At 72.8% G+C, this 24,492-nt stretch carries 23 protein-coding genes; 8 read left to right on the top strand and 15 right to left on the bottom strand.

The genetic code is table 11. The features are described from left to right. The 3 genes from GA0070215_RS14330 to GA0070215_RS14320 form a co-directional block, all read right to left on the bottom strand. Complete coding sequence (locus tag GA0070215_RS14330) at positions 1–1,035, bottom strand: cobalamin B12-binding domain-containing protein (RefSeq protein WP_091046203.1); 1,035 nt, start codon at positions 1,033–1,035, stop codon at positions 1–3. Further along, on the bottom strand, positions 1,032–2,600 hold the full coding sequence (locus tag GA0070215_RS14325; protein ID WP_231394817.1) for a PP2C family protein-serine/threonine phosphatase: 1,569 nt from the start codon (positions 2,598–2,600) through the stop codon (positions 1,032–1,034). The genes GA0070215_RS14330 and GA0070215_RS14325 overlap by 4 nt, the downstream gene beginning before the upstream one ends. Before the next feature lie 226 nt (positions 2,601–2,826). Then, positions 2,827–4,086, bottom strand: coding sequence for an ROK family protein (locus GA0070215_RS14320; protein WP_026268276.1), 1,260 nt, complete (start codon positions 4,084–4,086; stop codon positions 2,827–2,829). A 50-nt stretch (positions 4,087–4,136) separates the two neighbouring features. Here GA0070215_RS14320 and xylA point away from each other — a divergent pair, with 50 nt between their 5' ends. The 3 genes from xylA to GA0070215_RS14305 all read left to right on the top strand — a co-directional run bounded on the left by xylA (position 4,137) and on the right by GA0070215_RS14305 (position 8,327). Beyond that, entirely contained in the window at positions 4,137–5,324 is a 1,188-nt protein-coding gene (gene xylA, locus GA0070215_RS14315; RefSeq protein ID WP_018787008.1) for a xylose isomerase, read from the top strand. A gap of 11 nt (positions 5,325–5,335) precedes the next feature. Continuing rightward, a complete protein-coding gene (gene xylB / locus GA0070215_RS14310; protein WP_091046200.1) occupies positions 5,336–6,787 on the top strand; it encodes a xylulokinase in 1,452 nt (483 codons plus the stop codon). Positions 6,788–6,896: 109 nt separating this feature from the next. After that, positions 6,897–8,327 carry an MFS transporter gene (locus tag GA0070215_RS14305; RefSeq protein ID WP_026268275.1) on the top strand — a complete coding sequence of 477 codons (1,431 nt, stop codon included), beginning with the start codon at positions 6,897–6,899 and terminating at the stop codon, positions 8,325–8,327. A gap of 58 nt (positions 8,328–8,385) precedes the next feature. Here GA0070215_RS14305 and GA0070215_RS14300 read toward each other — a convergent pair whose 3' ends face one another. The 5 genes from GA0070215_RS14300 to GA0070215_RS14280 form a co-directional block, all read right to left on the bottom strand. Further along, entirely contained in the window at positions 8,386–10,029 is a 1,644-nt protein-coding gene (locus GA0070215_RS14300) for a glycoside hydrolase family 13 protein (protein ID WP_091046197.1), read from the bottom strand. Between the two features lie 42 nt (positions 10,030–10,071). Further along, positions 10,072–11,142 carry a LacI family DNA-binding transcriptional regulator gene (locus GA0070215_RS14295; protein WP_026268273.1) on the bottom strand — a complete coding sequence of 357 codons (1,071 nt, stop codon included), beginning with the start codon at positions 11,140–11,142 and terminating at the stop codon, positions 10,072–10,074. A gap of 61 nt (positions 11,143–11,203) precedes the next feature. Beyond that, complete coding sequence (locus tag GA0070215_RS14290) at positions 11,204–12,163, bottom strand: carbohydrate ABC transporter permease (protein ID WP_018787002.1); 960 nt, start codon at positions 12,161–12,163, stop codon at positions 11,204–11,206. 1 nt (position 12,164) lies between these two features. After that, the gene (locus GA0070215_RS14285; protein ID WP_018787001.1) at positions 12,165–13,211 is read right to left on the bottom strand and encodes a carbohydrate ABC transporter permease; all 1,047 of its coding nucleotides are present in this window, start codon (positions 13,209–13,211) and stop codon (positions 12,165–12,167) included. Positions 13,212–13,282: 71 nt separating this feature from the next. After that, positions 13,283–14,623, bottom strand: coding sequence for an ABC transporter substrate-binding protein (locus tag GA0070215_RS14280; RefSeq protein ID WP_018787000.1), 1,341 nt, complete (start codon positions 14,621–14,623; stop codon positions 13,283–13,285). Positions 14,624–14,861: 238 nt separating this feature from the next. Between GA0070215_RS14280 and GA0070215_RS14275 the strand changes: the two genes are divergently transcribed. After that, a complete protein-coding gene (locus tag GA0070215_RS14275) occupies positions 14,862–15,638 on the top strand; it encodes a M23 family metallopeptidase (RefSeq protein WP_018786999.1) in 777 nt (258 codons plus the stop codon). A 43-nt stretch (positions 15,639–15,681) separates the two neighbouring features. Here the strand turns inward: GA0070215_RS14275 and GA0070215_RS14270 are convergent, their stop codons facing one another. From GA0070215_RS14270 to GA0070215_RS14255, 5 genes are all read right to left on the bottom strand, one after another. Next, positions 15,682–16,179 (bottom strand): TspO/MBR family protein, encoded by a 498-nt coding sequence (locus GA0070215_RS14270; protein WP_018786998.1) that lies wholly within the window; start codon positions 16,177–16,179, stop codon positions 15,682–15,684. Between the two features lie 152 nt (positions 16,180–16,331). Then, positions 16,332–16,475 carry a GPGG-motif small membrane protein gene (locus GA0070215_RS28445; RefSeq protein WP_018786997.1) on the bottom strand — a complete coding sequence of 48 codons (144 nt, stop codon included), beginning with the start codon at positions 16,473–16,475 and terminating at the stop codon, positions 16,332–16,334. A 45-nt stretch (positions 16,476–16,520) separates the two neighbouring features. After that, positions 16,521–17,249, bottom strand: a complete 729-nt coding sequence (locus GA0070215_RS14265) for a metallophosphoesterase family protein (protein ID WP_018786996.1) — start codon at positions 17,247–17,249, stop codon at positions 16,521–16,523. A 10-nt stretch (positions 17,250–17,259) separates the two neighbouring features. Then, the gene (locus GA0070215_RS14260; RefSeq protein WP_231394819.1) at positions 17,260–17,469 is read right to left on the bottom strand and encodes a hypothetical protein; all 210 of its coding nucleotides are present in this window, start codon (positions 17,467–17,469) and stop codon (positions 17,260–17,262) included. Positions 17,470–17,525: 56 nt separating this feature from the next. Then, positions 17,526–18,107: a nucleotidyltransferase gene (locus GA0070215_RS14255; RefSeq protein WP_018786994.1), complete on the bottom strand. Its 582-nt coding sequence runs from the start codon at positions 18,105–18,107 to the stop codon at positions 17,526–17,528. A 150-nt stretch (positions 18,108–18,257) separates the two neighbouring features. Here GA0070215_RS14255 and GA0070215_RS14250 point away from each other — a divergent pair, with 150 nt between their 5' ends. Next, the gene (locus tag GA0070215_RS14250) at positions 18,258–18,989 is read left to right on the top strand and encodes a dTMP kinase (RefSeq protein WP_091046188.1); all 732 of its coding nucleotides are present in this window, start codon (positions 18,258–18,260) and stop codon (positions 18,987–18,989) included. On the opposite strand, the gene GA0070215_RS14245 is transcribed toward GA0070215_RS14250, so the two are convergent. Beyond that, positions 18,974–19,651, bottom strand: coding sequence for an SDR family NAD(P)-dependent oxidoreductase (locus GA0070215_RS14245; RefSeq protein WP_091046184.1), 678 nt, complete (start codon positions 19,649–19,651; stop codon positions 18,974–18,976). The genes GA0070215_RS14250 and GA0070215_RS14245 overlap by 16 nt on opposite strands. 258 nt (positions 19,652–19,909) lie before the next feature. Here GA0070215_RS14245 and GA0070215_RS14240 point away from each other — a divergent pair, with 258 nt between their 5' ends. The 3 genes from GA0070215_RS14240 to GA0070215_RS14230 all read left to right on the top strand — a co-directional run bounded on the left by GA0070215_RS14240 (position 19,910) and on the right by GA0070215_RS14230 (position 23,242). Beyond that, on the top strand, positions 19,910–20,824 hold the full coding sequence (locus GA0070215_RS14240; protein ID WP_091046180.1) for a MurR/RpiR family transcriptional regulator: 915 nt from the start codon (positions 19,910–19,912) through the stop codon (positions 20,822–20,824). Beyond that, positions 20,821–21,768 (top strand): N-acetylmuramic acid 6-phosphate etherase, encoded by a 948-nt coding sequence (locus GA0070215_RS14235; protein ID WP_091046177.1) that lies wholly within the window; start codon positions 20,821–20,823, stop codon positions 21,766–21,768. The genes GA0070215_RS14240 and GA0070215_RS14235 overlap by 4 nt, the downstream gene beginning before the upstream one ends. Positions 21,769–22,252: 484 nt before the next feature. Continuing rightward, positions 22,253–23,242 carry a sigma-70 family RNA polymerase sigma factor gene (locus GA0070215_RS14230; RefSeq protein ID WP_026268270.1) on the top strand — a complete coding sequence of 330 codons (990 nt, stop codon included), beginning with the start codon at positions 22,253–22,255 and terminating at the stop codon, positions 23,240–23,242. A gap of 72 nt (positions 23,243–23,314) precedes the next feature. On the opposite strand, the gene GA0070215_RS14225 is transcribed toward GA0070215_RS14230, so the two are convergent. Next, on the bottom strand, positions 23,315–24,280 hold the full coding sequence (locus tag GA0070215_RS14225; protein ID WP_026268269.1) for a C40 family peptidase: 966 nt from the start codon (positions 24,278–24,280) through the stop codon (positions 23,315–23,317). Positions 24,281–24,492: the final 212 nt, after the last annotated feature.

The raw sequence follows: 24,492 nt of genomic DNA, 5'->3' as shown, positions 1-24,492 counted from the left end.
TCAGCCGGCGCGGCCGGGACCGTCCGGCGCGCCGTCGCGGGCGGCCCGCAACCGGGCCACCACCCGGGGATGTTCGGTGAGCGCCCGTTCCAGCGTGCCGAGCACCTCGCCCAGCAGCGCCCGGCCGCCCCGGGACGTCAGCGCCTCCTCCTGCCACCCGACGAAGTCCCGCAGCAGCCGGTCGTCGTCCACCCGCACGGCCGCGATCAGCGCGTCCACCAGGTGCGCGATGCCGGCGGCGACGTCCTCCGCGCTCTCCTGCGGCGGGTCGACCGCGGCCAGCGCGAGCCGGACCAGCTCACGCCGCCGGTGCAGCACCGCCACGTACGCGTCGTCGGGCGGGGGCGGCGGTGCGCCGGTGTGCGCGGCCGACAACGGCCGTTCCAGCAGCGCCACCGCGTCCCGGGCACTGGCGCCCCAGCCCGCCGCGCCGATCGTGGCGGCCCACCGGCCGTCCGGGCCGAAGCCGGGTCCACCGGCCAGCACCGGCACCCCGGCGGCGCGGCTGGCCTCCACCATCCGTGCCGCCCGGACCAGCCGGTTCGGCTGCACGCAGCTGAGCAGCACCGCGTCCGGGCCGGTCTGGTGCAGGTAGGAGACCAGATGCCGGGCCGGCACGCTGGCGCCGAGGAACGTCACCCGCCAGCCCGCCGCCCGGACCACCTCGGTGACGATGCGGGCGGCCAGCGCGTGCCACTCGCCCTCGACGCAGGCCATCACCACGTGCCCGCGTCGCGGCGGGCCGATCGTCGCGCCCAGCGCGTCCACCACCTGCTCGCTGACGTGGGTGGCGGCGTGCTCCTGGGCGATGCTCCACGAGCCGGTGAACCAGCGCAGGCCGACCTCCCGCTGCGCCACCGCGACCAGGTCCACCAGGACGTCCGTGACCGAGAACCCGTCGGCCAGCAGGCCGCTGGCCAGCGCGACCGCGCCGGCCCGGTCGGCGGCGTCCAGGTGACCGAGGTACGCGGCGAGCGTGTCCGGCCCGATCCGGCGCTCGGCCGCGGAGGTGGGGCGGTCAGGCGGCGGCGTCACCCGGCCGCCACGGCGAGCATGGCGATGTCGTCGTGGGACTGCCCGTCCAGCCACTCGTCGACGAGCTGAAGCACCCGGTCGACGAGCGCGGCGGGTGGTAGCCCGGCGCCGGTGGCGAGCGCCTGACGCAACCGGGCGTCGCCGAACATGGCCGGCTCGGTCGGGCCGCCCCGGGCCTCGGTCACCCCGTCGGTGTACGCCAGCAGCAGGTCACCCGGCGCCAGCCGGACCTCGGCGTCGGCGAACCGGGCGTCGGTGAGCGCGCCCACCGGCATGCCGCCCACCCGGACCGTCTCGACGCCGCCGCCGGCGCGGACGACGAGCGGCGACGGATGCCCGCCACCGGCCACCCGGATCAGCAGCCCGCCGTCCGGCTCGCGGCGCAGCGCGCCGAGCAGGAGCGTGGTGAACTGGGCCCGGCGGGCCGCGTCGGGAGCGTCCAGCAACGCCCGGTTGAGCAGCTCCAGCAGCTCCCGGGGACGCTGCTCGACCAGGCGCAGGGTCTGCAACGACTGACGGACCCGGCCGGTCAGCACTGCTGCGCCGACGCCCTTGCCGCAGACGTCGCCGAGCGCGAACAGGCCGCCGTCGCCGGTGGGGAACAGGTCGTAGAAGTCGCCGCCGATGCGCAGGCTGTCCCCGGCGGCGCGATAACCGCCGGCGAGGGTCATCCCGGACAGGCGGGGCAGCGCCGGCGGGAGCAGGCTGTTCTGGAGCACCCGGGCCAGGTGCGCCTGCTCGCCGTACAGCTCGGCCGCGGCGAGCGCGGCACCGGCCCGGCCGGCGAACTCCCGGGCCAGGCCGATCTCCCGCTTGTCGAAACCGGGCCGCTTCCGGCGGCGGGCCAGCACCAGTGCGCCGGCCGGACCGCCCGCACTGGGCATCGGGCTGATCAGCACGGTGCCCGGGCGGCCGAACCCGGCGGGCAGCACCTCGGCCAGATCCGCCAGCTCGGCGTCCAGCCACGGAGTCGGCTCGGTGAGGTCGCCATCCAGCGCCTCGACCAGGCCGGGGACGGACTCGACAACGGGCCAGCCGGCCAGGCCGGTGACCGGGCCGGGGTCACCGGTGGCGTACCGGATCCAGTGCGGCTGGTCCTCGGCGGGCGGAGGCGGGCGGTGCACCACGACTGCCGCGTCGGCCAGGTAGGGCACCGGCAGCGTCACGGCGGTGCGCAGCGTCTGCTCGCGGTGCAGGGACAGCCCGAGCCGGCTGCCCGCCTCGGCGAGGAACGCGGTACGCGACCGTTCGGCCAGCAACGCGTCGGTGCGCGCGTGTTCCTCGGTGACGTCCCGGACGTACCAGGCGCTGCGGTCGTCGGCCAGGGGACGTCGCAGGCCGCGCAGCCGCCGGCCGTGGTGTTCGGTCTCGAAGGAGTCCGACCCGGCGGCGTCGGCCAGGGCCGGCACCCGGCAGGCGGCCAGGTCGACGCCGGGCGCCACCTCGGGGAGCAGGTCGGCGGCCATCGCGTTGACGAGCGTCACCACGCCTGCCTGGTCGACCGTCACGACCGCCTCGGCGAGCCCGTCCAGCAGCTCCCGGGCCAGGTGGTCGTCAGCCGGCAACGCGGCCCCGGCAACCCGCCGGGGCCGTCTCCGCGAGGCGTGTCCACCGCCGCTGACCGGCCCCGCGACACCGCCCCGGCGCGCGGCGGTCACCTCCGGTGGCCGGGCGCTTCGGTCGGTCGACCCCTGCGCATGCTGTCGGTGCACCCCTCGCTCGGCGGACATGTCGGCTGGCGGCAAGCGTACCGAGCGCAGGCACGGAATGCCCGTCGAGGATCATCCCGGGTCAGGTGGTCCGGGTCAGCCATCCCACCGGCCGGTCGACGATCCGGCGGACCACCGAGCCGGCGCCGCCGACCGCCGCGGACTGCGCCCCGAGCACGGCCGGGCGCACCGTGACCGGGGCCCAGGCGGCCGTGAGCACCCGCCGGGCGACCTCCGCCTCCACCGTCGGCCGCAGCCAGGGCGCGAGCCGGGCGTATCCGCCCCCGAGCACCACAGTGTCCAGATCCAGCAGGTTCACCACGCCCGCCACCGCCACTCCGAGAGCGGTGCCGGCGTCGGTCAGGGCGGTCAGCGTGGCCGGGTCACCGGCCTCGGCCAGGTCGGCGAGCCGGGTGGCGGCGGTGTCCGCCGGCAGTTCCGCGCCGGGCAGCCCGGCGGCGGCCAGGATCGCCTCCTGGCCCGCGTACCGCTCCAGACAGCCCTGGCCGCCGCAGCGGCACGGCCGTCCCTGCGGCTGCACCGGGAAGTGACCGATCTCTCCGCTCCAGCCGCGCGCGCCCCGGTAGAGCGCGCCGTCGAGCACGATCCCGGCGCCGATGCCGATCTCGCCGGTGACGTGCAGGAAGCTGCGCGGGCCGGCCGGGCCGGCGTACAGCTCGCCCAGCGCGGCCAGGTTCGCCTCGTTGTCGACCACCAGCGGCGGTACCCCGTCGACCGGCTCGGCCAGCTGGTGCCCGGCGAGCAGCGCCGGCACGTCCACGTCCCGCCAGCCCAGGTTCGGCGCGAGCCGGACCACACCACCGTCGTCCACCAGACCGGGCACGGCGAGCGCCGCGCCGGCCAGTGTCAGCCCGTCGCGTACGGCAGCCGCACGTGCCTCGGCGGCCAGCGCGGCGAGCCGGGCGAGCGCGTCGGCGGGGGAGACCGGGCGCAGGTCGGCGCGGCGGACCAGATGGTGCCGGACCGTGCCGGTCAGGTCGACGACGCAGGCCGTCAGGTAGTCGACGTTCACCTCCAGGCCCAGCCCGGCCGGGCCGTCGGAGGCGAGCACCAGCCCTCGGGCCGGGCGGCCCGCACCGGTACGCGGTTCCGGCTCGGCCTCGGCGACCAGCCGCCCGGCGATCAGGTCGTCCACGACGGCGGAGACGGTGGCCCGGGTCAGGCCGGTGCCGGCGGCGATCCCGGCGCGCGAGGGCGGCCGGTCGGCGGCGGCGATCCGCCGGAGCACCACCGCGAGGTTCAACTCGCGCAGGCTGCCCTGCCGGACCGCCCCGGCGGTGCTGGTGCTTGTCACCACTTGACACTGCCACATCACCGCCATTTAATTCAACCGCTGAACAAATCGCGGACGACACCACCTGGAGGTCTGCCATGGCGCCCCGCCCCACCCCCGCGGACAAGTTCTCCTTCGGCCTGTGGACGGTGGGCTGGCCGGCCCGTGACCCATTCGGTGACGCCACCCGGCCCGAGCTGGACGCCGTCGAGGCCGTGCACCGGCTCGCCGAACTGGGCGCGTACGGCATCACCTTCCACGACGACGACCTCGTCCCGTTCGGCGCGGACACGGCCACCCGCGACGCCCGGCTGAACCGCTTCCGCAAGGCCCTCGACGAGACCGGCCTGGTCGTGCCGATGGTCACCACCAACCTGTTCACCCACCCGGTGTTCAAGGACGGCGGCTTCACCAGCAACGCTCGCGACGTGCGCCGGTACGCACTGCGCAAGGTGCTGCGCAACATCGACCTGGCCGCCGAACTGGGCGCCAGGACGTTCGTCATGTGGGGCGGCCGGGAGGGCGCCGAGTACGACGTGGCGAAGGACGTCCAGGCCGCGCTCGACCGCTACCGCGAAGCCGTCGACCTGCTCTGCGAGTATGTCGTCGACAACGGCTACGACCTGCGCTTCGCCCTGGAGCCCAAGCCGAACGAGCCGCGCGGCGACATCCTGCTGCCCACCGTCGGCCACGCGCTCGGCTTCATCTCCACGCTGGCCCGCCCGGAGATGGTCGGGCTCAACCCGGAGGTCGGGCACGAGCAGATGGCCGGCCTGAACTTCGCCCACGGCATCGCCCAGGCGCTCTGGCAGGGCAAGCTGTTCCACATCGACCTCAACGGCCAGCGCGGCATCAAGTACGACCAGGACCTGGTCTTCGGCCACGGCGACCTGCTCAACGCGTTCGCCCTGGTCGACCTGCTGGAGCACGGCGGCCCGAACGGCGGCCCGGCCTACGACGGCCCGCGCCACTTCGACTACAAGCCGTCCCGCACCGAGGACATGACCGGCGTGTGGGCCTCGGCCGAAGCGAACATGCGGACGTACCTGCTGCTCAAGGAGCGGGCCGCGGCGTTCCGCGCCGACCCGGAGGTGGCCGAGGCGCTCGCCGCCGCCCGGGTGGCCGAGCTGGCCACCCCGACGCTCGACCCCGGTGAGGGCTACCGTGAGCTGCTGACCGACCGGACCGCGTTCGAGGAGTTCGACCCGGATGCCGCCGGGGCGAAGGGCTTCGGCTTCGTCCGGCTCAACCAGCTCGCCGTCGAGCACGTGCTCGGCGCGCGCTGAGGCGGGCCGCCGTGCCGCTCGTCGCGGGTATCGACTCGTCGACGCAGTCCTGCAAGGTGGTCGTCCGAAACGCGGAGACCGGCGCGCTGGTCCGGCAGGGCCGCGCGCCGCACCCGCCCGGCACCGAGGTCGACCCGTACGCCTGGTGGGAGGCCCTGCGGGCGGCGGTCGCCGAGGCCGGTGGCCTGGCCGACGTGGCCGCCGTCTCGGTCGGCGGCCAGCAGCACGGCATGGTCTGCCTGGACACCTCCGGTGAGGTGGTCCGCCCGGCGCTGCTGTGGAACGACACCCGTTCCGCCGACGCGGCCCGGGACCTGGTCGAGGAGGCCGGCGGCGGGGAGACCGGCGGCCGGTTCTGGGCCGAGGCCACCGGCGCGGTGCCGGTGGCCAGCTTCACCGCGACGAAGCTGCGCTGGCTGGCCCGGCACGAGCCGGACAACGCCGACCGGGTCGCGGCCGTCTGCCTGCCGCACGACTGGCTCACCTGGCGGCTGGCAGGCGCTCCCGGCCTGGACGCGCTGCGCACCGACCGGGGCGACGCCAGCGGCACCGGCTACTGGTCGCCGCGCACCGGCGAGTACCGGCTGGACCTGCTGGAGCGGGCCTTCGGCAGACGCCCGAAGGTGCCGGTCGTGCTCGGTCCGGCCGAGGCGGCCGGGCACCTCGACCCGGCCGTGCTCGGCGGCGCGGCGTCCGGCGCGGGCCCGTCCGGAGGGCCGGACGCCGCCGGGCGGATCCTGCTCGGGCCGGGCACCGGGGACAACGCCGCCGCCGCGCTCGGCGCCGGGGCCGGTCCGGGCGACGTGGTCGTCTCGATCGGCACCTCCGGCACCGTCTTCGCGGTCGCGGACACCCCGGCTGCCGACGCCGGTGGCGCGGTGGCCGGATTCGCCGACGCCACCGGCCGGTTCCTGCCGCTCGTGTGCACGCTCAACGCGGCCCGGGTGCTGGACGCCGCCGCAACACTGCTCGGCGTCGACCTCGACCGGCTCGGCGAGCTGGCCCTGTCCGCACCGCCCGGCGCGGACGGGCTGGTGCTGGTGCCGTACCTGGAGGGGGAGCGGACGCCGGACCGGCCGCACGCCACCGGCGAGCTGACCGGCCTGACGCTGGGGACGTCGACCCCGGCGCACCTGGCCCGGGCCGCCGTCGAGGGCATGCTCTGCGGGCTGGCCGACGGCCTCGACGCGCTCGTCGCGCAGGGCGCCCGCGCCGACCGGCTCATCCTGGTCGGCGGTGGCGCCCGGTCCGAGGCCGTGCGCCGGATCGCGCCGCAGGTCTTCGGCCGCCCGGTGGTGGTGCCGCCGCCCGGCGAGTATGTCGCCGACGGCGCGGCCCGGCAGGCCGCCTGGGTGGCGCTCGGCGGTGACACCCCGCCCGCCTGGTCGATCGGCGACACCGAGGAGTACACGGGCGACGCGGTCCCCGCCATCCGCGAGCGCTACGCCCACGCCCGGGGGTAAGGAAGGGCCCCCTCTTAACGCCTGCGGTAGAGGAGGGGCCCCTTATTAACGGGCGCGTCGGCCGGGGGCGGTGTCCCGGAACCGGCCCGCACCTGATTGGCTGCCCTGCATGAAGGGCACGAGGACCCCCCGGCGCGGGAACGCGGCACACCGGCTCTACAGCGTCGTGGTCTTCGTGGTGCTCGCCTCGCTGGACAACGTGGCGATCGGCCTGGTACCCCCGCTGTACGGGCCGATCTCCGCCGCGCTCGACGTCCCGCAGCGGATGCTCGGCCTGGTCACCGCCGTCAGCTTCCTGGTCAGCGCGATGGCGGCGGTGGGCTGGGCGTACGTGGGGGACCGCACCAACCGCAAGCCGCTGCTCATGGTCGGCACGCTGCTCTGGGCGGCCGGCACCGGGGGCAGCGCGCTCGCCGGGGGGTACGCGACGTTCCTGGTCGCGCAGTTCGTCGGGGCGGTCGGGCTCGGTGCCGTGGGCTCGGTCGGGTTCTCCGTGGTCACCGACCTGATCTCACCGCGCCGCCGGGGCCTGGTGATGAGCTTCTGGGGGCTGTCCCAGGGGGTCGGCACACTGGCCGGGACGCTGCTCGGCGGCGTGCTCGGCGCGACCGACTGGCGGCGGCCGTTCCTGCTGCTGACCGGCGTGGGCCTGGTCGCCACAGTGGCGTACCTGTTCACCTACGACATCCGCCGCGGGCAGAGCGAACCGGAGCTGGCCGGGGCCATCGACGCCGGGAACGAGTACGACTACCGGATCAGCCGCGCCGACCTGCCCCGGATCCTGGCCCGCCGGACCAACCGCTGGCTGATCCTGCAGGGGCTCACCGCCCAGGCCGCGTTCGGCTCGCTGGTCTGGCTGCCGGTGCTGTTCAGCGAGCGGGCGCAGGCGCAGGGCTACTCACCCGCCACGGCCGTTGTGGTGGGCAGCGTCTTCGCCACCCTGTTCCAGCTCGGCGGCGTACTGTCCATCGTGGGCGGTCTGGTGGGTGATGCGCTGCAGCGGCGTACGCCCAGCGGCCGGGCCCTGGTCGCGGCCGTCGGCATCCTCGCGGCGCTGCCGTTCTACCTGGTCCTGTTCTTCGTGCCGATCCGCATCGACGTGCCCGACGGCGCCGGCTCCGGCGCGGTGGTGACGGCCGTGCTGTCCAGCGTGCTGACCGAACCGTCGGTGGGGCTGAGCCTGCTCACCGCCGTGGTGGCTCTGGCGCTGACGTCGGCGAACTCGCCGAACTGGTTCGCCCTGATCGCCGACGTGAACCCGCCCGAGCACCGGGGCACCGTCTACGGCCTGGGCAACCTGGTCAACGGCGTCGGACGGGCGGCGGGCAACGGGCTGGTCGGGGTGGCGTTCGCCGGGCTGCGGGCGGCCTTCCCGCCGCCGCTGAACTACGCGGTGGGGCTGGCCGCGTTCCAGCTCTTCTTCATTCCGACCGGCGTCATGTACTGGCTGGCCGCCCGCACGTCGCCGCGGGACATCGCGCAGGTGCACGACCTGCTGCACGCCCGCGCCGACCGCCTGGAAGGAAGGGCCCCTTCTTAACACTCGCTGTTAAGAAGGGGCCCTTCCTCTACCGGAGGCGTTAATAGGGGGCCCTTCCTTACACCCGGAACCAGGCTGTGACATCGGTCGGGACCGCGGCGTTGTCCAGCGGCGCGCTCGACACCAGCACTTCGGCGCCGGCCGGCAGCGACACCGGGTCGGTGCCGAAGTTGGTCAGCACGGTGAGGTCGCCGTTGGTGAACGTGAGCACCTCGTCGCCGGTGGTCAGGAACCGCAGCGGGCCGCGGGCCAGCGCGTGCTCGCGGCGCAGCCGCAGCGCGGTCCGGTACAGCTCGTACGTCGAGCCGGGCACGCCGCGCTGCCGGTCCAGCGCGTACTCGGCCCACACCGGTGGCTGGGGCAGCCAGCTCGCGTCGGTCGGCCCGAACCCGTACGACGGGGCGTCGGCCTCCCACGGGATCGGCACCCGGCAGCCGTCCCGGCCGCGCTCGGTGTGCCCGCTGCGCTTCCAGGTCGGGTCCTGCCGGGCCTCGTCGGGCAGCGTGGTGTGCTCCGGCAGCCCCAGTTCCTCACCCTGGTAGAGGTAGGCGGAGCCGGGCAGCGCGAGCATCAGCAGGCTGGCCGCCCGGGCCCGGCGCAGACCCAGCGCGGCGTCCGGCTGCGGGTCGTCCACGCCGACGCCGTTGGCCCGGCCGCCGGCGGTGCCGAGTCCGAGCCGGGAGGCGTGCCGGACCACGTCGTGGTTGGACAGCACCCAGGTGGTCGGTGCGCCGACCGCGTCGGTGGCCTCCAGCGAGCGGGTGATCACCGCGTACTGGGCCGGTGCGCTCCACGCGGCCAGCAGGTACTCGAAGTTGAACGCCTGGTGCATCTCGTCCGGGCGCACGTACCGGGCCAGCCGCTCGGCCGGCTCCACCCACGCCTCGGCGACGAGGATCCGCTCTCCGGGGTACGAGTCGAGCACCCGCCGCCACTCCCGGTAGATCTCGTGCACGCCGTCCTGGTCCCACATCGGCGGGCGCGGCTTGTCCACCTCGCTGCCGGAGAGGATCTCCTGCGGCTCCTGCCAGTCGGCGAGGTCGGCCTGCTTGATCAGGCCGTGTGCCACGTCCACCCGGAAGCCGTCCACGCCCCGGTCCAGCCAGAAGCGCAGCACGTCGAGGAACTCCTCGCGTACCTGGGGGTTGTCCCAGTTGAGGTCGGGCTGGCCGGAGTCGAACAGGTGCAGGTACCACTGCCCGTCGGGCAGTCGCGTCCAGGCGGGGCCGCCGAACACGCTCACCCAGTCGTTCGGCGGCTCGGCGCCGTCCGGGCCCCTGCCGTCGCGGATGACGTAGCGCTGCCGCTCCGGGCTGCCCGGCGGGGCGGCGACTGCTGCTTCGAACCAGCGGTGCGCGGACGACGTGTGGTTGGGCACCAGGTCGACGATCACCCGCAGCCCGCGGGCCTTCGCCGCGGCGATCAGCTGGTCGGCGTCGGCGAGCGTGCCGAACAGCGGGTCGACGTCGCGGTAGTCGGACACGTCGTACCCGGCGTCGGCCTGCGGGGACGGGTAGAACGGGGACAGCCAGACCGCGTCGACTCCCAGCTCGGCGAGGTGGTCGAGCCGGGACGTGATGCCCGGCAGGTCGCCGATCCCGTCGCCGTCGGAGTCGGCGAACGAGCGCGGGTAGACCTGGTAGATGACCGCCTCGGTCCACCAGCCGGTGCCCGGGGCCTGCTGCGTCGCGTCGGTGTTCAGCGCCTTACTCCTGTCTGGGTGGTGCGGGACGAGCGAGTTCGTTCAGTGTGCCCGGGGTGGCGCGGTCGATTCGCGCACCACCAGGCGAGTGGGCAGGATCACCGGGGGCGGTGTCCCGTCGCCGGTGTCGGCGCCGCGCGGCGCGGGCACCAGGCCGGGGTACGGCTCGGTGGCCCGTACGCCGAGCGGGTCGAGCAGGATGCGGGCGGCGAGCAGCCCCTGCTCGGCGGCCGGCTGGGCGATCGTCGAGAGCCCGAGCACGCCGGCCAGGTCGTGGTCGTCGACGCCCATCACGCTCACGTCGTCGGGCACCCGCAGCCCGGCGTCGCGCAGCGCGGTGATCGCTCCCATCGCCATCTCGTCGCAGGCGGCGAAGATGGCCGTCGGCGGCTCGCCCCGGGCCAGCAGCTCGGCGGTGGCCCGGGTGCCGCCGTCGATGGTGAACTGCGACTCGACGTCGAGGCTCGGGTCGGGCCGCAGCCCGGCGGCCCGTAGCGCCTCCTGGTAGCCGCGCCGCCGGTCCAGGTGGGTGGTGAAGGCCAGTTCGTCGTCGGGGTCGCCGGAGATGTGCGCGATCCGGGTGTGGCCGAGGTCGAGCAGGTGGCGGGTGGCGGTGCGGGCGGCGGCTACGTCGTCGATGCGGACGCAGGGCCAGCCGGGCACCTCGCTGCCGGAGCTGATCGTGACGCCCGGCAGGTCCAGCTTCGTCAGCGCCTGCACGTCGGCCGCGCGCAGCGGAGTCGCGACCAGGATGATCGCGTCCACGCGCTTGTGCAGGCTCGCCGTGCGAAGGACCCGCCGACGGGTCCGCTCCCGGCCGCCGAGGTTGTAGAGCAGCAGGTCGTAGCCGCTGTCCTGGAGCAGTTCCTCGACCGCCTCGACCACGGTGCCGAAGAACCACCTGGTGATCCGGGGCACCACCACCGCCACGGTGCCGGTCCGGCCGCCGGCCAGCCGGCTCGCGCTGGGCGACACCGCGTACTGGAGCTGTTCGGCGGCGGCGAGCACCCGGCGGCGGGTCGCGGCCGAGACCGTCGGCAGGCCCCGCAGCGCCCGGGAGACGGTGGCCGTGGAGACCCCGGCCAGACGGGCGACGTCGTCAATCCTGGTCATCGTGAGCTCCCCGCTGTGACCCGCACCCCGCCGCCGGCCGTGCCGGCGGCGGGGCATCGGATCAACCCTTGACGCTGCCGGCGAGCAGACCTCGCACGAAGAAGCGCTGGAGGGACAGGAACACGATAAGCGGTACGACGATCGACACGAACGCGCCGGCCGTCAGCCGCTGCCACTCGTTGCCCCGGGTGCCGGCCAGCTCCGCGAGCCGGACGGTGAGCGGGGCGGTCTCGTCGCCGCCACCGGCGAAGATCAGCGCGACCAGCAGGTCGTTCCAGACCCAGAGGAACTGGAAGATGCCGAACGCCGCCAGCGCGGGCATGATCAGCGGCAGCACGATGGTGCGGAAGATCTTCGGGTGGGTGGCCCCGTCGACCCGGGCCGCCTCCATCAGGTCGCCGGGAAGCTGCGAGATGAAGTTGTGCAGCAGGAACACGGCGAACGGAAGCGCGAAACAGGTGTGCGCGAACCACACCTGGGCGAACTTCTGCTCGTCGACCAGGTCCCACGCGGGGAGGATCTGCACCCCGGCGATGCTGACGCCGGTGGAGAAGAAGCGCAGCAGCGGCACCAGGGCCATCTGCAGCGGCACGATCTGGAGCGCGAAGATCCCGATGTAGACCCAGTCCCGTCCCTTGAAGTTCATCCACGCCAGCGCGTACGCGGCGAGCGACGCGAAGGCCAGCGGGAAGAGCACCGAGGGAATGGTGATCGCCAGCGAGTTGATGAAGTAGCTGGCCAGCTGCCCGGACGAGCCGGAGCTGAACAGCACCTCCTGGTAGTTCTCCAGCGTGATCTGCGGGTTGGTGAAGAACGTCCACCACCCGGTGGTCTTGATCTCGTTCTCCGGCCGGAGCGAGGAGATGAACAGGCCGAAGGTCGGGATCGTCCAGAGGACCGCGATCACGATCGACACGAGCGTGGCGGTACGGCTGTTCAGGCGCTTGCGCACCCGGGCGCCCCGGGTGGTCGGTTCGGTGGCCTGGGCGCCGACTCCGACGGTGGGCGTGGCGGTGGTCATCTCAGCCCTCCCGCTGCTTGCGCAGGTTGCGGATCTGGTAGATCACGATCGGGATCACCAGGACGAACAGGAACACCGCCAGGGCCGAGCCCTGCCCGTTCTCCTGGTAGCGGAACGCCTGGTTGTACATCTCGGTCGCGATGACGTTCGTGTCGTAGTTGCCGTTGGTGGCGGTACGGACGATGTCGAAGACCTTGAGCGTGGCGATGGAGATCGTCACCACCACGACGATCAGCGCCGGCCGGATGCTCGGGACGGTGATCCGCCAGAACATCTGCCACGCGGTGGTGCCGTCCAGGCGGGCCGCCTCGACGATGTCGGCCGGGATGGCCTTGATCGCGGCGGAGAGCACCACCATCGCGAAGCCGGCCTGGATCCACACCATGATCACGATGAGCAGGAACGTGTTGAGCGGCGGGTTCAGCAGCCACTGCTTCGGTTCGCCGCCCAGGCTCACCACGATCTGGTTGAGCAGGCCGATCTGGTCGCCGACGCCCCGGTAGGCGTAGACGAACCGCCAGATGATGGCGGCGCCGACGAACGAGATCGCCATCGGCAGGAAGATCAGGGACTTGGCCACGACCTCCAGTCGGGCCTTGTCCACCAGGACCGCGTAGATCAGGCCGAACGCGGTGGCCACCAGCGGCACCAGCAGCACCCAGATCAGGGTGTTGATCAGGACTCGGACGATCGAGTCCTCGGCGAACATCCAGCGGTAGTTGGCCAGGCCCACCCAGTCGCTGCTGCTGGAGTCCATGAAGGAGAGCAGCGTGGTGCGGACGGCGGGTACCACCAGCCCGACGGCGAGCAGCAGCAGCGTCGGCAACAGGAAGAAGAACGCGAACGCACCCTCGCCCTGCTTGCGGCGGCGGGGCAGCGGCGCGCCGCTCGCCGAGGCCGCGACGAGCTGTGCCTCCCGGCGCCGGGCGAAGTACGACGGCACCACGTCGAGGAGCAGGAGCAGCCCGCCCACCACCGCGACGAAGGCGATCAGCCCGTACATCAGCATGAGGAACTTCGGCTGCTCCGCCGCGAAGTCGAACTCCATCGACCCTCCCTCAAGGGTTCGGCTAGCAGAGGTGGCCCGGTCCGCCGACGCGGACCGGGCCACCTGCTAGATCACTTCCAGCTGCCCTCGATGTCGTTCAGGACGGTGGTGGTGTCCTTGCCGTTGATCCAGGCCACCATGCCCTTCCAGAAGGTGCCGGCGCCGACCGCGGCCGGCATCAGGTCCGAGCCGTCGAAGCGGAAGACCGTCTTCTCGTCCTGGAGGATGCCCACGGAGAGCTTGTCCACCGGGTTCGGGACGTTGTTCAGGTCCAGCTTCTTGTTCGCGGAGACCCAGTCACCGATCTTGGCGCGGCTGTTGGCGAACTCGCCGGAGGCCAGGTAGGTCTGCACCACCTGGACCTCGGGACGGTCGGCGAAGGCCGCGACGAACTCGCCGCCACCCAGAACCGGCTTGCCCTTCGACGGGTCGATGGCCGGGAAGTAGAACGCGAAGACGTCGCCGTCCTCGGCCACCCTGGTGCCCTCGGGCCACTGGTTGGCGTAGAACGACGCCTGGCGGTGCAGCGCGCACTTGCCGGCGGTGATGGGCGTGCCGGCCTCCTGGAACGAGGTGGTGGCGATGCTCTTCACGCCGCCGAAGCCGCCGTTGACGTACTTCTCGTTCTTCAGGATGGTGCCGGCCCGGTTGAGCGCGTCGGCCACCTGCGGGTCGTTGAACGGGATCTCGTGGGTGGTCCACTTGTCGTAGACCTCCGGGCCGCCGGTACGCAGCAGCACGTCCTCGATCCAGTCGGTGGCCGGCCAGCCGGTGGCGTCACCGGACTCGATGCCGGCGCACCACGGCTTGGTGCCGCTCGCAGCGATCTGGTCGGAGAGCTTGATCATGTCGTCCCACGTGGCGGGGACCGTCCAGCCCTTCTCCTTGAAGGTCGTCGGCGAGTACCACACGAAGGACTTCACGTTCGAGCCGAGCGGAGCGCCGTAGAGCTGGCCGTTGACGGTGCTGTACTTCAGCCAGTCGGCGGAGTAGTTCTGCTCGGCCATCGCCTTGGTGTCGGCACCGACCGGCTTGAGCTTGCCCGAGTCGACGAACCGCTTCAGCAGACCCGGCTGCGGGATGAAGGCGAGGTCGGGGGCGTTGCCGCCGTCTACCCGCACGGGCAGCTGGGCCTCGAACTCGCCGGAGCCCTCGTGGTCGATCTCGATGCCGGTGCAGTCCTCGAACTCCTTCCAGGACTGCTGGAGGCGCTCGTCCTCGATCTCACGGATCGAGGAGTAGACGGTCACCTTCTTGCCGTCGTGACCGTCGTACTTCTCGTATGCGCCGCACTCGGCCGAGCCCGCGTTGCTGCTGTTCTTGTCGTCGCCGGTGCCGCAGGCGGCGACGCCGAGCGCCAGCCCCAGGACGCCGGCGACCGCGAGCGCCTGGCGCGATCTGGCAAACGCCATGCCGATCTCCTTCCTTGCCGGCGCGTGGGGGGATCGAACCCGCGCCGGTCCGATGGTCGTCTCCACATGTAAGCGCTTGCATCGGGTCGGGGTCCACCCCTGACCGGACACGGCCCGGTAACAATCCCGAAACCCTGGCCACGGGCGATGGGTGCGCTCCCACGAAACTTCCCGGGATCGGAGCTTTCTGTCAGGATGTCCTCATCGCATTGAAGACTTTCGACATTGGAGGCAGTGGATGCGTAAGCGATGGCTCGCCCTCGGGGCGAGCGCCGCGGTCCTGGCGGCGACCCTCGTGCCGGCCGCGCCGGCGATGGCCGCCCCGACGTTCAAGGTCCCGTTCCCGTGCGACCAGTCCTGGTCCGGTCAGACCCGGACCAACCACAGTCCGGCCAACGCGATCGACTTCAACCGCACCGACGACCTGGGCGACCCGGTGGTCGCCAGCGCGCCCGGCACCGTCGACGTGGTGACCAACCTCGGCAACACCAGCTACGGCAAGTACGTCCGGATCAACCACGGTGGCGGCTGGACGACCTACTACGCCCACCTGAACGCCTTCAACGTCTCGGTCGGTCAGGCCGTCGGCTACGGCCGGGTGATCGGCTACGTCGGCACGACCGGCGGTTCCACCGGCCCGCACCTGCACTACGAGCAGCGGTCGAGCGGCAGCGCCGTCAAGATCAAGTTCAACGGCGCGCAGGCGCTCTACTGGGGCACGAAAACCTACAAGAGTGACAACGGCTGCGGCGGGGCGAACACCGGCGAGGGCACCGTCAACACGGCCGGCTCCCCGCTGACGGTCCGCTCCGGCCCCGGTACCGGGTACAGCTCGGTCGGCACGGTGGCCGACGGGGCGAAGGTGACCATCCAGTGCCAGACCAGCGGCACCAGCGTCACCGGCACGTACGGCACCAGCGCGATCTGGGACCGGATCGGCTCCGGCCGGTTCGTCTCCGACGCGTACGTCTACACCGGCTACGACGGCTACATCCCGGGCGTACCCCGCTGCTGAACCCGGCGGGCGCGGGAGCGAGCGGCCCCCGCGCCCGTGCCGGTCAGGAGTTCAGCCGCCACACGGCGAAGTTCAGCGCGGACGCGAACGTCACCCAGGCCCAGTACGGCAGCATCAGCAACGTGGCCGGCCGGGAGATGCGCCGGAACAGGGCCACCGTCACACCGATCGCCAGCCACATCAGCACGATCTCGGCGAACGCCAGCCCGTACGCCCCGGCGCCGAAGAACAGCGGGGTCCAGATCGCGTTCAGCACGAGCTGCACGACCCAGGCCCAGACCGCCGGGCCGAACCCGGCCCGGCGCCAGACCAGCCAGCCGGCGATCGCGATGAGCACGTAGAGCACTGTCCAGACCGGGCCGAACAGCCACGACGGCGGCGCCCAGGCGGGCTGCTCCAGGCTCTGGTATTCGGCGGAGGTGCCCTGTACACCCAGCCCGCCGATCGCGGCGGCGGCGAAGCTTGCGGCGCCGAAGCCGAGCAGCGCCAACCACTGGCGGGCCCCGGTGGTGCGCCGGGCGAAGGTCTGCGACATCTCCATGGTCGAGATGTTTCCGCTCGACCGCCCCGGCAAACGCCCGGTGGCGGCCCTTTCCGGACGCGAGAAAGGCCGGGGTCACCCGGCCCGGGCGTTCCGGTCCGGCAGGACGGAACGCCCGGGCCCGGCGACCCCGGCGGGTATGAGAACCGCGGTTAACTGAAGATGCTGACGCCACCCGGGCCGACCAGCAGGCCGACGACGATGAGGACGATGCCCCAGAGGATCTGCCGGCGGAACAGGGCGAGAATTCCGGCGACCACCAGTACGACTGCGAGAATCCAGAGAATCAGCTCCATGTCGGCTGGATACCCGGACATCCCGTACCGGAAACCTCCTCACGGTCAGTCGAGCTGGTCACCGCCCAGGTGGAAGACGCTGTACGCCTGTTTGATCACCGGGTGGGCCACGTTGCGGACCCGGACCCCACCCGGTGTCGTGCCGCGCTCGGTGCCGTGGTGGGCGTGGCCGTGCAGCGCCAGGGTGGTGGGCGCGGAGTCGATCGCCTGGCCGAGCTGATAGCAGCCGAGGAACGGGTAGATCTCCAGCGGCTCGCCGGCGAGCGTGTCCGGCACGGGGGAGTAGTGGGTGAGCGCGACGAGCGCGTCGCACTCCAGCGAGAGCAGCGCGCCGGCGAGCGAGTCGGCGCTCTCCCGGGTGGTCCGCACGAACGCCTTCATCTCCGGCTCGCCGAAGTCGCTGGCGCACCGCCCGGCGAACCCGCCGCCGAACCCCTTCACACCGGCCACCCCGAGCCGTCCGCCGGGGGTGTCCACGACCGTGCCGGTGCCCTCCAGCACAATGATCCCGGCGTCCTCCAGCACCTTCACCACCTGCGGCACCTCGTCGCACTGGTGGTCGTGGTTGCCGAGCACGGTGATCACCGGTACGCCGAGATCCCCGAACTCCCGGGCCACGCACCGCGCCTCGGCCTCGGTGCCGTGCCGGGTCAGGTCACCGGCGAGCAGCAGCACGTCGGCGCAGCCGGGCAGCTCCTCCAGCGCCGGGCGGAACCGGCCCACCACGTCCTCGTCCAGATGCACGTCGCCCACGGCGGCGATCCGGATCACCATCGAACCTCCCTCACGGCAGCTCCTCGATCTGGGTGGGCGCCTCGGTGCGGATCACCCCGATGTCGCTCGTCACGGGGGTGTCCGGAAAGCGCTCGGCCACCCGCCGCAGGATCTCCTCCCGCCGGTGCGGGCTCTCCACCTCGCCGTAGAGCACCAGTCCGTTCTCCCGCCGCACCACCGTGATGCCCTGCTCGGCCACGGTCGGGTCCTCGGCCAGCATGCTCTGGATCTCCGCCTCGACGTACTCGTCGGGGGGAACGTCGCCGGACAGTCCGGTCACAGTGTCTCCCTTCCGCCGGGCGTGCCACCGGGCAGCACGTCCAGCCGGTCCAGCAGCACCAGGAACGCCTCCGCGTACGGCGAGTGCTGCGTCTCCTTCCGTACCCGCTCCCAGTCGATCTGTTCCCGCAGCGATCGGGCCAGTGGCAGGGCCCGGGCGAAGTCGCAGTAGTGCTGGGAGAAGCTGAGCAGCTTGTGCACCATGAGCTGGCTGGCCGAGAGCACCGGCATGTGGATCGCGTCGACCGGGCGCACGATCGTGTCGGTGAACGTCTCCTCGGTCACCGGCGTCTCCACCGGCCGGTGGATGAGGTCCACCATCCGGTCCTCGTCGTAGACCTTGACCAGCCAGTCCTCCGGCGGGCGCTCGGCGGTGAAGCCGGCCTCGACCAGTGCCTCCAGGGCCCGGTCGACGTCCGCCTCGCGGAGCAGGAAGTCCACGTCGTGGTCGCTGGAGTGACCGCCGTGCGCGTACACCGCGAAGCTGCCACCGAGCGCGAACGGGATCTCGGACTGTTTGAGCACGGCGGCGACCTTCTTCAGCGTGTGCACCAGGGTCTCGTCCCCGCGCTCGGCCATCTGCGGCTCCCTCGTCGTCAAAATGGGGGGTGGGACCAGGATGCGTACCCGGCGGACGCTCCGGTCACACCTGTAGCGGTGCGATCGCCCCACCAGAGCAGGAAAGCGACATACGGGCCGCGTGAGCATCGGTCGGATAACCTCGGGAGGGTGGCCAGCTCACTGCGGACGCGGCGGGGCAGGGCCCGACTGCGCGCCGTCGCCCTGATCGGCATCGACGGCTCAGGTAAGACCACCCAGGCCCACCGGCTCGCCCAGGCGCTCACCGCCGCCGGCCGTCCCGCCACGTACCACCGCAACGCCGGTGGCCGCCGCTGGCTCGGCCGGATCGCCCAGCGGTTCGGCCGTCCGGACGCGCAGCGGCTCGTCGGGCGCGACGGCCTGCTCGTCGTCGAGTCGGTGCTGCGGTGGCTGGCCATCGCGCTCGCGCTGCTCAGCTGCCTGGTGACCGGCCGGACGGCGGTGATGGACAGGTGGTCCGCCTGCCAGTACGCCAGCATCCGGGCGCACGGCGGGCAGCGGTGGGAGCGGCTGGCCCGGGCCGGGTACCGGATCTTCCCGGCACCCCGGGTGACGTTCCTGCTCACCGTCGACCCCGCCGAGGCGTACCGGCGGATCGAGCGGCGCGGCACCGACCACGAGACAATGGAGTGGCTGACCGCCGCGACCGCCGCGTACCGGGGTCTGCCGGAGTACGGCAGCTTCGTGGTGGTGGACGGCAACGGACCGCCGGAGGAGGTGGCCCGCCGGATCCGGGCGCACCTGAGCGAGTGGCTGCCCGAAGACCCGGCCGCCGGTCCCGGCCCGGCTCCGGCCGGTCCGCGACGCCCGGCCGGTGACGCCGGGCGGAACGGTCCGGTGCCGGTTCAGGCCCGCCCGTAGACCGGGATGCTCGCGCCGCTGGTGGGCGCCGACTCGGGGGAGGCCAGGAAGCGGATCACCTCGGCGATCTCGGCCGGCGGCACCCAGCGGCCGTGGTCGGCGTCGGGCTGGGCGGCGCGGTTCGCCGGGGTGTCGATGACGCTCGGCAGCACCGTGTTGCACCGCACGCCGCGCTGCCGGTACTCGACCGCGACAGTGTCGGCGAACGCCCGTACCGCGGCCTTGGCGGTGGCGTAGCCGGAGGCGCCGGGGAACGGCGAGACCGCCGCCCGGGCCGAGACGCAGACGACCGCGCCGTCGCCGGACGCCGTCAGGTGCGGCAGCGCCGCGTGGGTGACCAGGTACGTCGGGCGCAGGTTCAGCCGCAGCATCCGCTCGAAGTCGTCGACCGGGGTCTCGTGCACCAGGCCGCCGGCGGCGTACCCGCCGACGAGGTTGACCACCGCGCGCAGCGGCGCGTCCGGCTCGGCGGTCGCGGCCCCGACCGCCCGCGCGGCCCCCTCGGGCGTGAGCAGGTCGGCCACGACCCGGACCGGGCCGTCGTCCGTCCCGGGCTCCCGCTGGGGTACGACCACCCGCCAGCCGGCGTCGAGGAAGGCGGCGGTGACCGCGCCGCCGAGCCCACCCGTGCCTCCGGTCACCAGCACCGTGCGTTCCGTCATGGGCACACGCTAGCCAACCGTCCCGGCGGCGCTGCGGTGGGCCGTCCGGCCCGTCCGGTCGAGGCCGACCAGGCAGGCCCGGCCGCGTGACGGCGGACCGGCACGTCGGGCGGCAGGAGCGACTCGGCCGGACCGGATGAGGTGGTGGGGCTGCGACAATGGGATCCTTGGCCCGGAGGGCGGGCACGGAAGACGGTAAATTTCCCGATACGCGGTGTCATGGTTGACGCTCACGCGGTGTGAAAGTAAGTTTCATCCGTGGCGAAGAGTCCGAAGATTTCTGCGAGTCACGAGCCCGGTGGACTGATCGTCCACATCAGCGGCCTGCTGCCCTCGCTGTCCCCGGCCGAACAGCGGGTGGCCCGGCTGGTCGTCGCCGATCCGGCGGACGCAGCCCGGCGTACGATCACCGACCTCGCCACCGCCGCCGAGACGTCCGAGGCGACGGTGATCCGCTTCTGCCGCTCGGTCGGCATGGACGGCTACCCCCAGCTGCGGATCCGGCTCGCCGCCGAGGCCGCCCGCCGGGTCGAGCCGCCGGACGCGCGGGTGGTCGGCGGCGACATCCCGCCGGGCGCGGACCTCGCCCAGATCATCGCCACGATCGCGTTCAACGACGCCCGGGCCGTGGAGCAGACCGCCGAGCAGCTCGACCCGGCGGTCTGCGAGCAGGTGGTCGAGGCGATCGGCACGGCCGGGCGGATCGACGTCTACGGCGCGGGCGCCAGCGGGTTCGTCGCCTCCGACTTCCAGCAGAAGCTGCACCGCATCGGCCGCATCGCGTTCTACTTCCCGGACGTGCACACCGCGCTCACCTCCGCCGCCCTGCTGGGCCGCGGCGACGTGGCGGTCGGCATCTCGCACACCGGCACCACGTCGGACGTCATCGAGGTGCTGGAGCAGGCCCGGGCGCGCGGCGCCACCACCGTGGCGCTGACCAACTTCCCGCGCTCACCGATCACCGAGATCGCGGACCACGTGCTCACCACCGCCGCCCGGGAGACGACGTACCGCTCCGGCGCGACCGCCAGCCGGCTGGCCCAGCTCACAGTGGTCGACTGCCTCTTCGTCGGGGTGGCCGCCCGCAGCCGGGCCCGGACGAAGAAGGCCTTGGAGGCCACCGCCGAGGCGGTCCAGTCGCGCCGGGTCGGCCCCGGGCGGAGGCGGGGATGACGGCGGGTCGGGTGGAGCGGGACGGCGTGGCGGCGGTGCGACCGGTGGTGCGCGTGGGCGCGCCGACCGAGCGGCGCAACCCGCACAGCGTCGACCTCGACCTGATGTCCACCCGGGACGTGCTCACCGTCATCAACGAGGCCGACCGGCGGGTTCCGGCAGCGGTCGCCGCCGTGCTGGACGAGATCGCCGAGACCGTCGACCTGGCCGTCTCCGCGCTGCGCGACGGGCACCGCGTGCACTACTTCGGGGCCGGCACCTCCGGTCGCCTCGGCGTGCTGGACGCGGCCGAACTGGCACCCACGTTCAACTCGCCCCGGCACTGGTTCTGCTCGCATCTGGCGGGTGGCCCGGACGCCATGTGGCGTGCCGTCGAGGACGCCGAGGACGACGAGCGCGGTGGCGCCGCCGAGGCCGTCGAGTGCGTACGCCCCGGCGACCTCGTGGTGGGCCTGGCGGCCAGCGGGCGCACCCCGTACGTCCTCGGGGCGCTCGCCGCGTCCCGGGCGCAGGGGGCCGGTACGGTGCTGCTCTGCGCGAATCCGGAGGCCGAGGCCGCCGCGTCGGTGGACGTCTTCATCGGGGTGGACACCGGACCGGAAGTGGTCACCGGGTCGACCCGGATGAAGGCCGGCACGGCGCAGAAGCTGGTGCTCAACACGTTCTCCACGGCCGTGATGGTGCGTCTGGGCCGGGTCTACTCGAACCTGATGATCGACATGGTGGCCACCAACGCCAAGCTGCGCGGCCGCATGATCTCGATTCTCGTGGAGGCCACCGGCTGCGCCGAGGAGGTGTGCCGGGTCGCCCTGGGGGAGGCCGACGGCGATCTGAAGACCGCGCTCGTCGCGCTCGTCTCCGGCGCCGAGGTGCCCGCCGCCCGGGCCGCGCTGGCCCGCTCCGCCTACCAGGTACGCGGGGCGCTCGAACTGCTCGCCTCCTGACCGTTCCGCCCCGCCCGCCGCGGGCCTGGCCCGTTCCGCCCGATCCCCGCCCGGCGCATCCGCCGGGCGGGTGCGACGCGTATCACGTGCAGGGAGGGACGGCCCCTCCCGCACGGATTGTTCAACGAGGCGGAGGGTAATCCTTGAGCACGGCTGAACCGACCGGTCCGTAGGCGCGTATCTCGCAGTGACCAGGATCGCAACGACTCGGTGACGCGGCTTGCTGTGTTCATGGAACAGGCAATGGTGCCATTCCATGGGCGAGCGGCGATTTCGCAGCTCCGGAGTACGCCGGAGACGGCGCCCGCGAGCCGCCCGAACCGGGCCGGTAACAGGAAACATGGACCGGGCTCTCAGCTACTACTCAGGCATTCGTGACAGTTTCGACTCACGACATGGAATCCCCGACGCGTCACATCTGTTGTGTAGGTGTCAGCACCTACGGGCACAGCGGAAGTTGCGGGGAGGGCTGATGAACGTGGGGATGGCAAGGAACCGGGCAACCGGCGCGAGCGAGGGGACCGTGGCAATCGTGGACAAGAACATCGGCATGCGTACCGACGAGGTCGCCGAGGAGCGGGACCTGGTCGGCGTCTACCTGCACGAGATCTCCCGGACGCCGCTGCTCGACGCCGCCCGGGAGGTCGACCTCTCCAAGGCGATCGAGGCGGGCCTCTACGCCGAGCACCTGCTCGACGAGGACCGGATTCCCGACGGCGTCGACCGGGCGGACCTGGAGCGGCTGGTCGTCGAGGGTGAGCGCGCGAAGGACCTGTTCATCCGCGCGAACCTGCGACTGGTCGTGTCGATCGCCCGGCGCTACGTGCGCTCCGGCATGCCCATGCTGGACCTGATCCAGGAGGGCAACACCGGCCTGGTCCGGGCGGTCGAGAAGTTCGACTACGAGCGCGGCTTCAAGTTCTCCACCTACGCGACCTGGTGGATCCGCCAGGCGATCAGCCGGGCGATCGCCCAGCAGGAGCGGACCGTACGGCTGCCCGTGCACCTGGTCGAAGACGTCAACCGGATGCGCAACGTGGCCCGGCAGCTCACCCGTGAGCTGGGCGGCGACCCGGAGCCGGAGCAGATCGCGACCGCGCTCGGCGTGACCGTCGAGCGGGTCAACGAGCTGGTGCGCTGGTCGCAGGACACCGTCTCGCTGGACACCCCGGTGGGCGACGACGGCGACACCAACCTCGGTGACCTGGTCGCCGACAGCGACGCGCCGTCGCCGGAGGAGATCGTGCTCACCGGCCTGGAGCGGCAGCGGATCGAGGGTTTGCTCAACCACCTCGACGACCGTTCCGCCGGCATCATGCGGGCCCGGTACGGCCTGGAGGACGGGCGCGAGCACTCGCTGACCGAGGTCGCGTCGCGGTTCTCGCTGTCCCGCGAGCGCATCCGCCAGCTGGAGATCCAGGCTCTCGGCCGGCTGCGTGAGCTGGCTCGCGCGGAAGGGCTCCAGGCGGCCTGACCTGGTAACAATGAACGACGAACGGCCGGCGTCCGACAGGGGGACGCCGGCCGTTCGCCGTTCTCGTGGTGCTCAGACCCGGCCGTAGCCGGCGATCGACATGATGTTCATGCCGCGCTTGCTGACGTTGCGTCCGGCGCTCGGCGCGTCGATGATCTGGCCGTTGCCGACGTACAGCGCCACGTGCCCGAGCCCGGAGTAGAACACCAGGTCGCCCGGCTGCAGCTGGCTGCGGCTGATCCGCGTGGTGACGCCCCACTGCCGCGCCGCGCTGTGCGGCAGCGACTTTCCGGCGGCCCGCCACGCCGCGAGCGTCAGGCCCGAGCAGTCGTAGCTGCCGGGGCCGTCCTGGCCGTAGCCGTAGGGCTTGCCGACCGCGCCGTAGGCGAACCGCACGGCCGTGCCGGCGTCACCGGAGACGGCCGGGGGCTTGCCCGCCGAGCTGGGGTTGCCGGGCGCCTCGTTGGCCCGCCCGTACGCCCTGCGCCGCATCTCGTAGAGGTCGGACAGGTCCGCCTCGATCCGCGTCTTCGCGGACTTGAGCTGCTTGGCCTGCGCCGCCTCCCGGGCGAGCGTGACGTCCAACCGGGTCTTCTGGTCGATCAGCCGCTGCTGGTCGGCGGTGAAGCTGGTGATGGTGCGCTGCCGCTGGCGGGTGAGCTGGTCGAGCGTGCCCAGCCGCTCCGGCAGCGTGGCCTGGCCGCCCGGGTCCAGCAGGGCCGCCGCGGTGCGCATGCCACCGGTCTTGTACGCCGTCGCGGCCAGCACGCCCACGTCGGCGCGGCTGCGTTCGGCCTGTTCCTGCAACGGCCCGATCCGGGCCTCCAACGCGGCCGCGGTGGCCTTGTTGGCCTTGATGTCCTCGTTGAGCTTGTTGTAGGACTCGACGATTCGCTCCAGCTCAGTCGAGGACTTCTCGATCTGCTTCGTCAGCTCGGCGGGGGTCGGCTCGGCCCGGGCCACCTGCGCCGGGACGAGCAGCGCGGCCGAGAGGCCGGCCACCGCGAGCGAGCGGAGCAGCATCCGTAAGGACGACAAGAGCGGAAAGCTCCTCTCCCACCGGTCGCCGGGCGTGTTCACGACCCGGCGACACCGGCCCGGGGCCGTCCGGGTGGACGGCTGTCGACCGGGCCGACCTGGACAACCTAACCCGTGATCGCAGTAGCCGGGAGTTCAAGCAGGGGCGAAAGTTGGCAAAGTGGCGGAAAGTGATGAGCGGGAGCCGGTGGGTGGATGAGGCGACCCGCCCG

The sequence above is a fragment of the Micromonospora marina genome (assembly GCF_900091565.1).
GTDB lineage: Bacteria > Actinomycetota > Actinomycetes > Mycobacteriales > Micromonosporaceae > Micromonospora > Micromonospora marina.
The sequence above is the reverse complement of the archived record's forward strand: the minus strand, read 5'-3'. Positions and strand labels throughout refer to the sequence as shown.

Coding starts and splice junctions, on each gene's coding strand:
- GA0070215_RS14320 (WP_026268276.1), bottom strand. CDS start 4,086: ATGGCGGTGATGTGGCAGTGTCAAGTGGTGACAAGCACCAGCACCGCC.
- xylA (WP_018787008.1), top strand. CDS start 4,137: ATGGCGCCCCGCCCCACCCCCGCGGACAAGTTCTCCTTCGGCCTGTGG.
- GA0070215_RS14305 (WP_026268275.1), top strand. CDS start 6,897: ATGAAGGGCACGAGGACCCCCCGGCGCGGGAACGCGGCACACCGGCTC.
- GA0070215_RS14295 (WP_026268273.1), bottom strand. CDS start 11,142: ATGACCAGGATTGACGACGTCGCCCGTCTGGCCGGGGTCTCCACGGCC.
- GA0070215_RS14290 (WP_018787002.1), bottom strand. CDS start 12,163: ATGACCACCGCCACGCCCACCGTCGGAGTCGGCGCCCAGGCCACCGAA.
- GA0070215_RS14285 (WP_018787001.1), bottom strand. CDS start 13,211: ATGGAGTTCGACTTCGCGGCGGAGCAGCCGAAGTTCCTCATGCTGATG.
- GA0070215_RS14280 (WP_018787000.1), bottom strand. CDS start 14,623: ATGGCGTTTGCCAGATCGCGCCAGGCGCTCGCGGTCGCCGGCGTCCTG.
- GA0070215_RS14275 (WP_018786999.1), top strand. CDS start 14,862: ATGCGTAAGCGATGGCTCGCCCTCGGGGCGAGCGCCGCGGTCCTGGCG.
- GA0070215_RS14270 (WP_018786998.1), bottom strand. CDS start 16,179: ATGGAGATGTCGCAGACCTTCGCCCGGCGCACCACCGGGGCCCGCCAG.
- GA0070215_RS28445 (WP_018786997.1), bottom strand. CDS start 16,475: ATGGAGCTGATTCTCTGGATTCTCGCAGTCGTACTGGTGGTCGCCGGA.
- GA0070215_RS14265 (WP_018786996.1), bottom strand. CDS start 17,249: ATGGTGATCCGGATCGCCGCCGTGGGCGACGTGCATCTGGACGAGGAC.
- GA0070215_RS14260 (WP_231394819.1), bottom strand. CDS start 17,469: ATGCTGGCCGAGGACCCGACCGTGGCCGAGCAGGGCATCACGGTGGTG.
- GA0070215_RS14255 (WP_018786994.1), bottom strand. CDS start 18,107: ATGGCCGAGCGCGGGGACGAGACCCTGGTGCACACGCTGAAGAAGGTC.
- GA0070215_RS14245 (WP_091046184.1), bottom strand. CDS start 19,651: ATGACGGAACGCACGGTGCTGGTGACCGGAGGCACGGGTGGGCTCGGC.
- GA0070215_RS14235 (WP_091046177.1), top strand. CDS start 20,821: ATGACGGCGGGTCGGGTGGAGCGGGACGGCGTGGCGGCGGTGCGACCG.
- GA0070215_RS14230 (WP_026268270.1), top strand. CDS start 22,253: ATGGCAAGGAACCGGGCAACCGGCGCGAGCGAGGGGACCGTGGCAATC.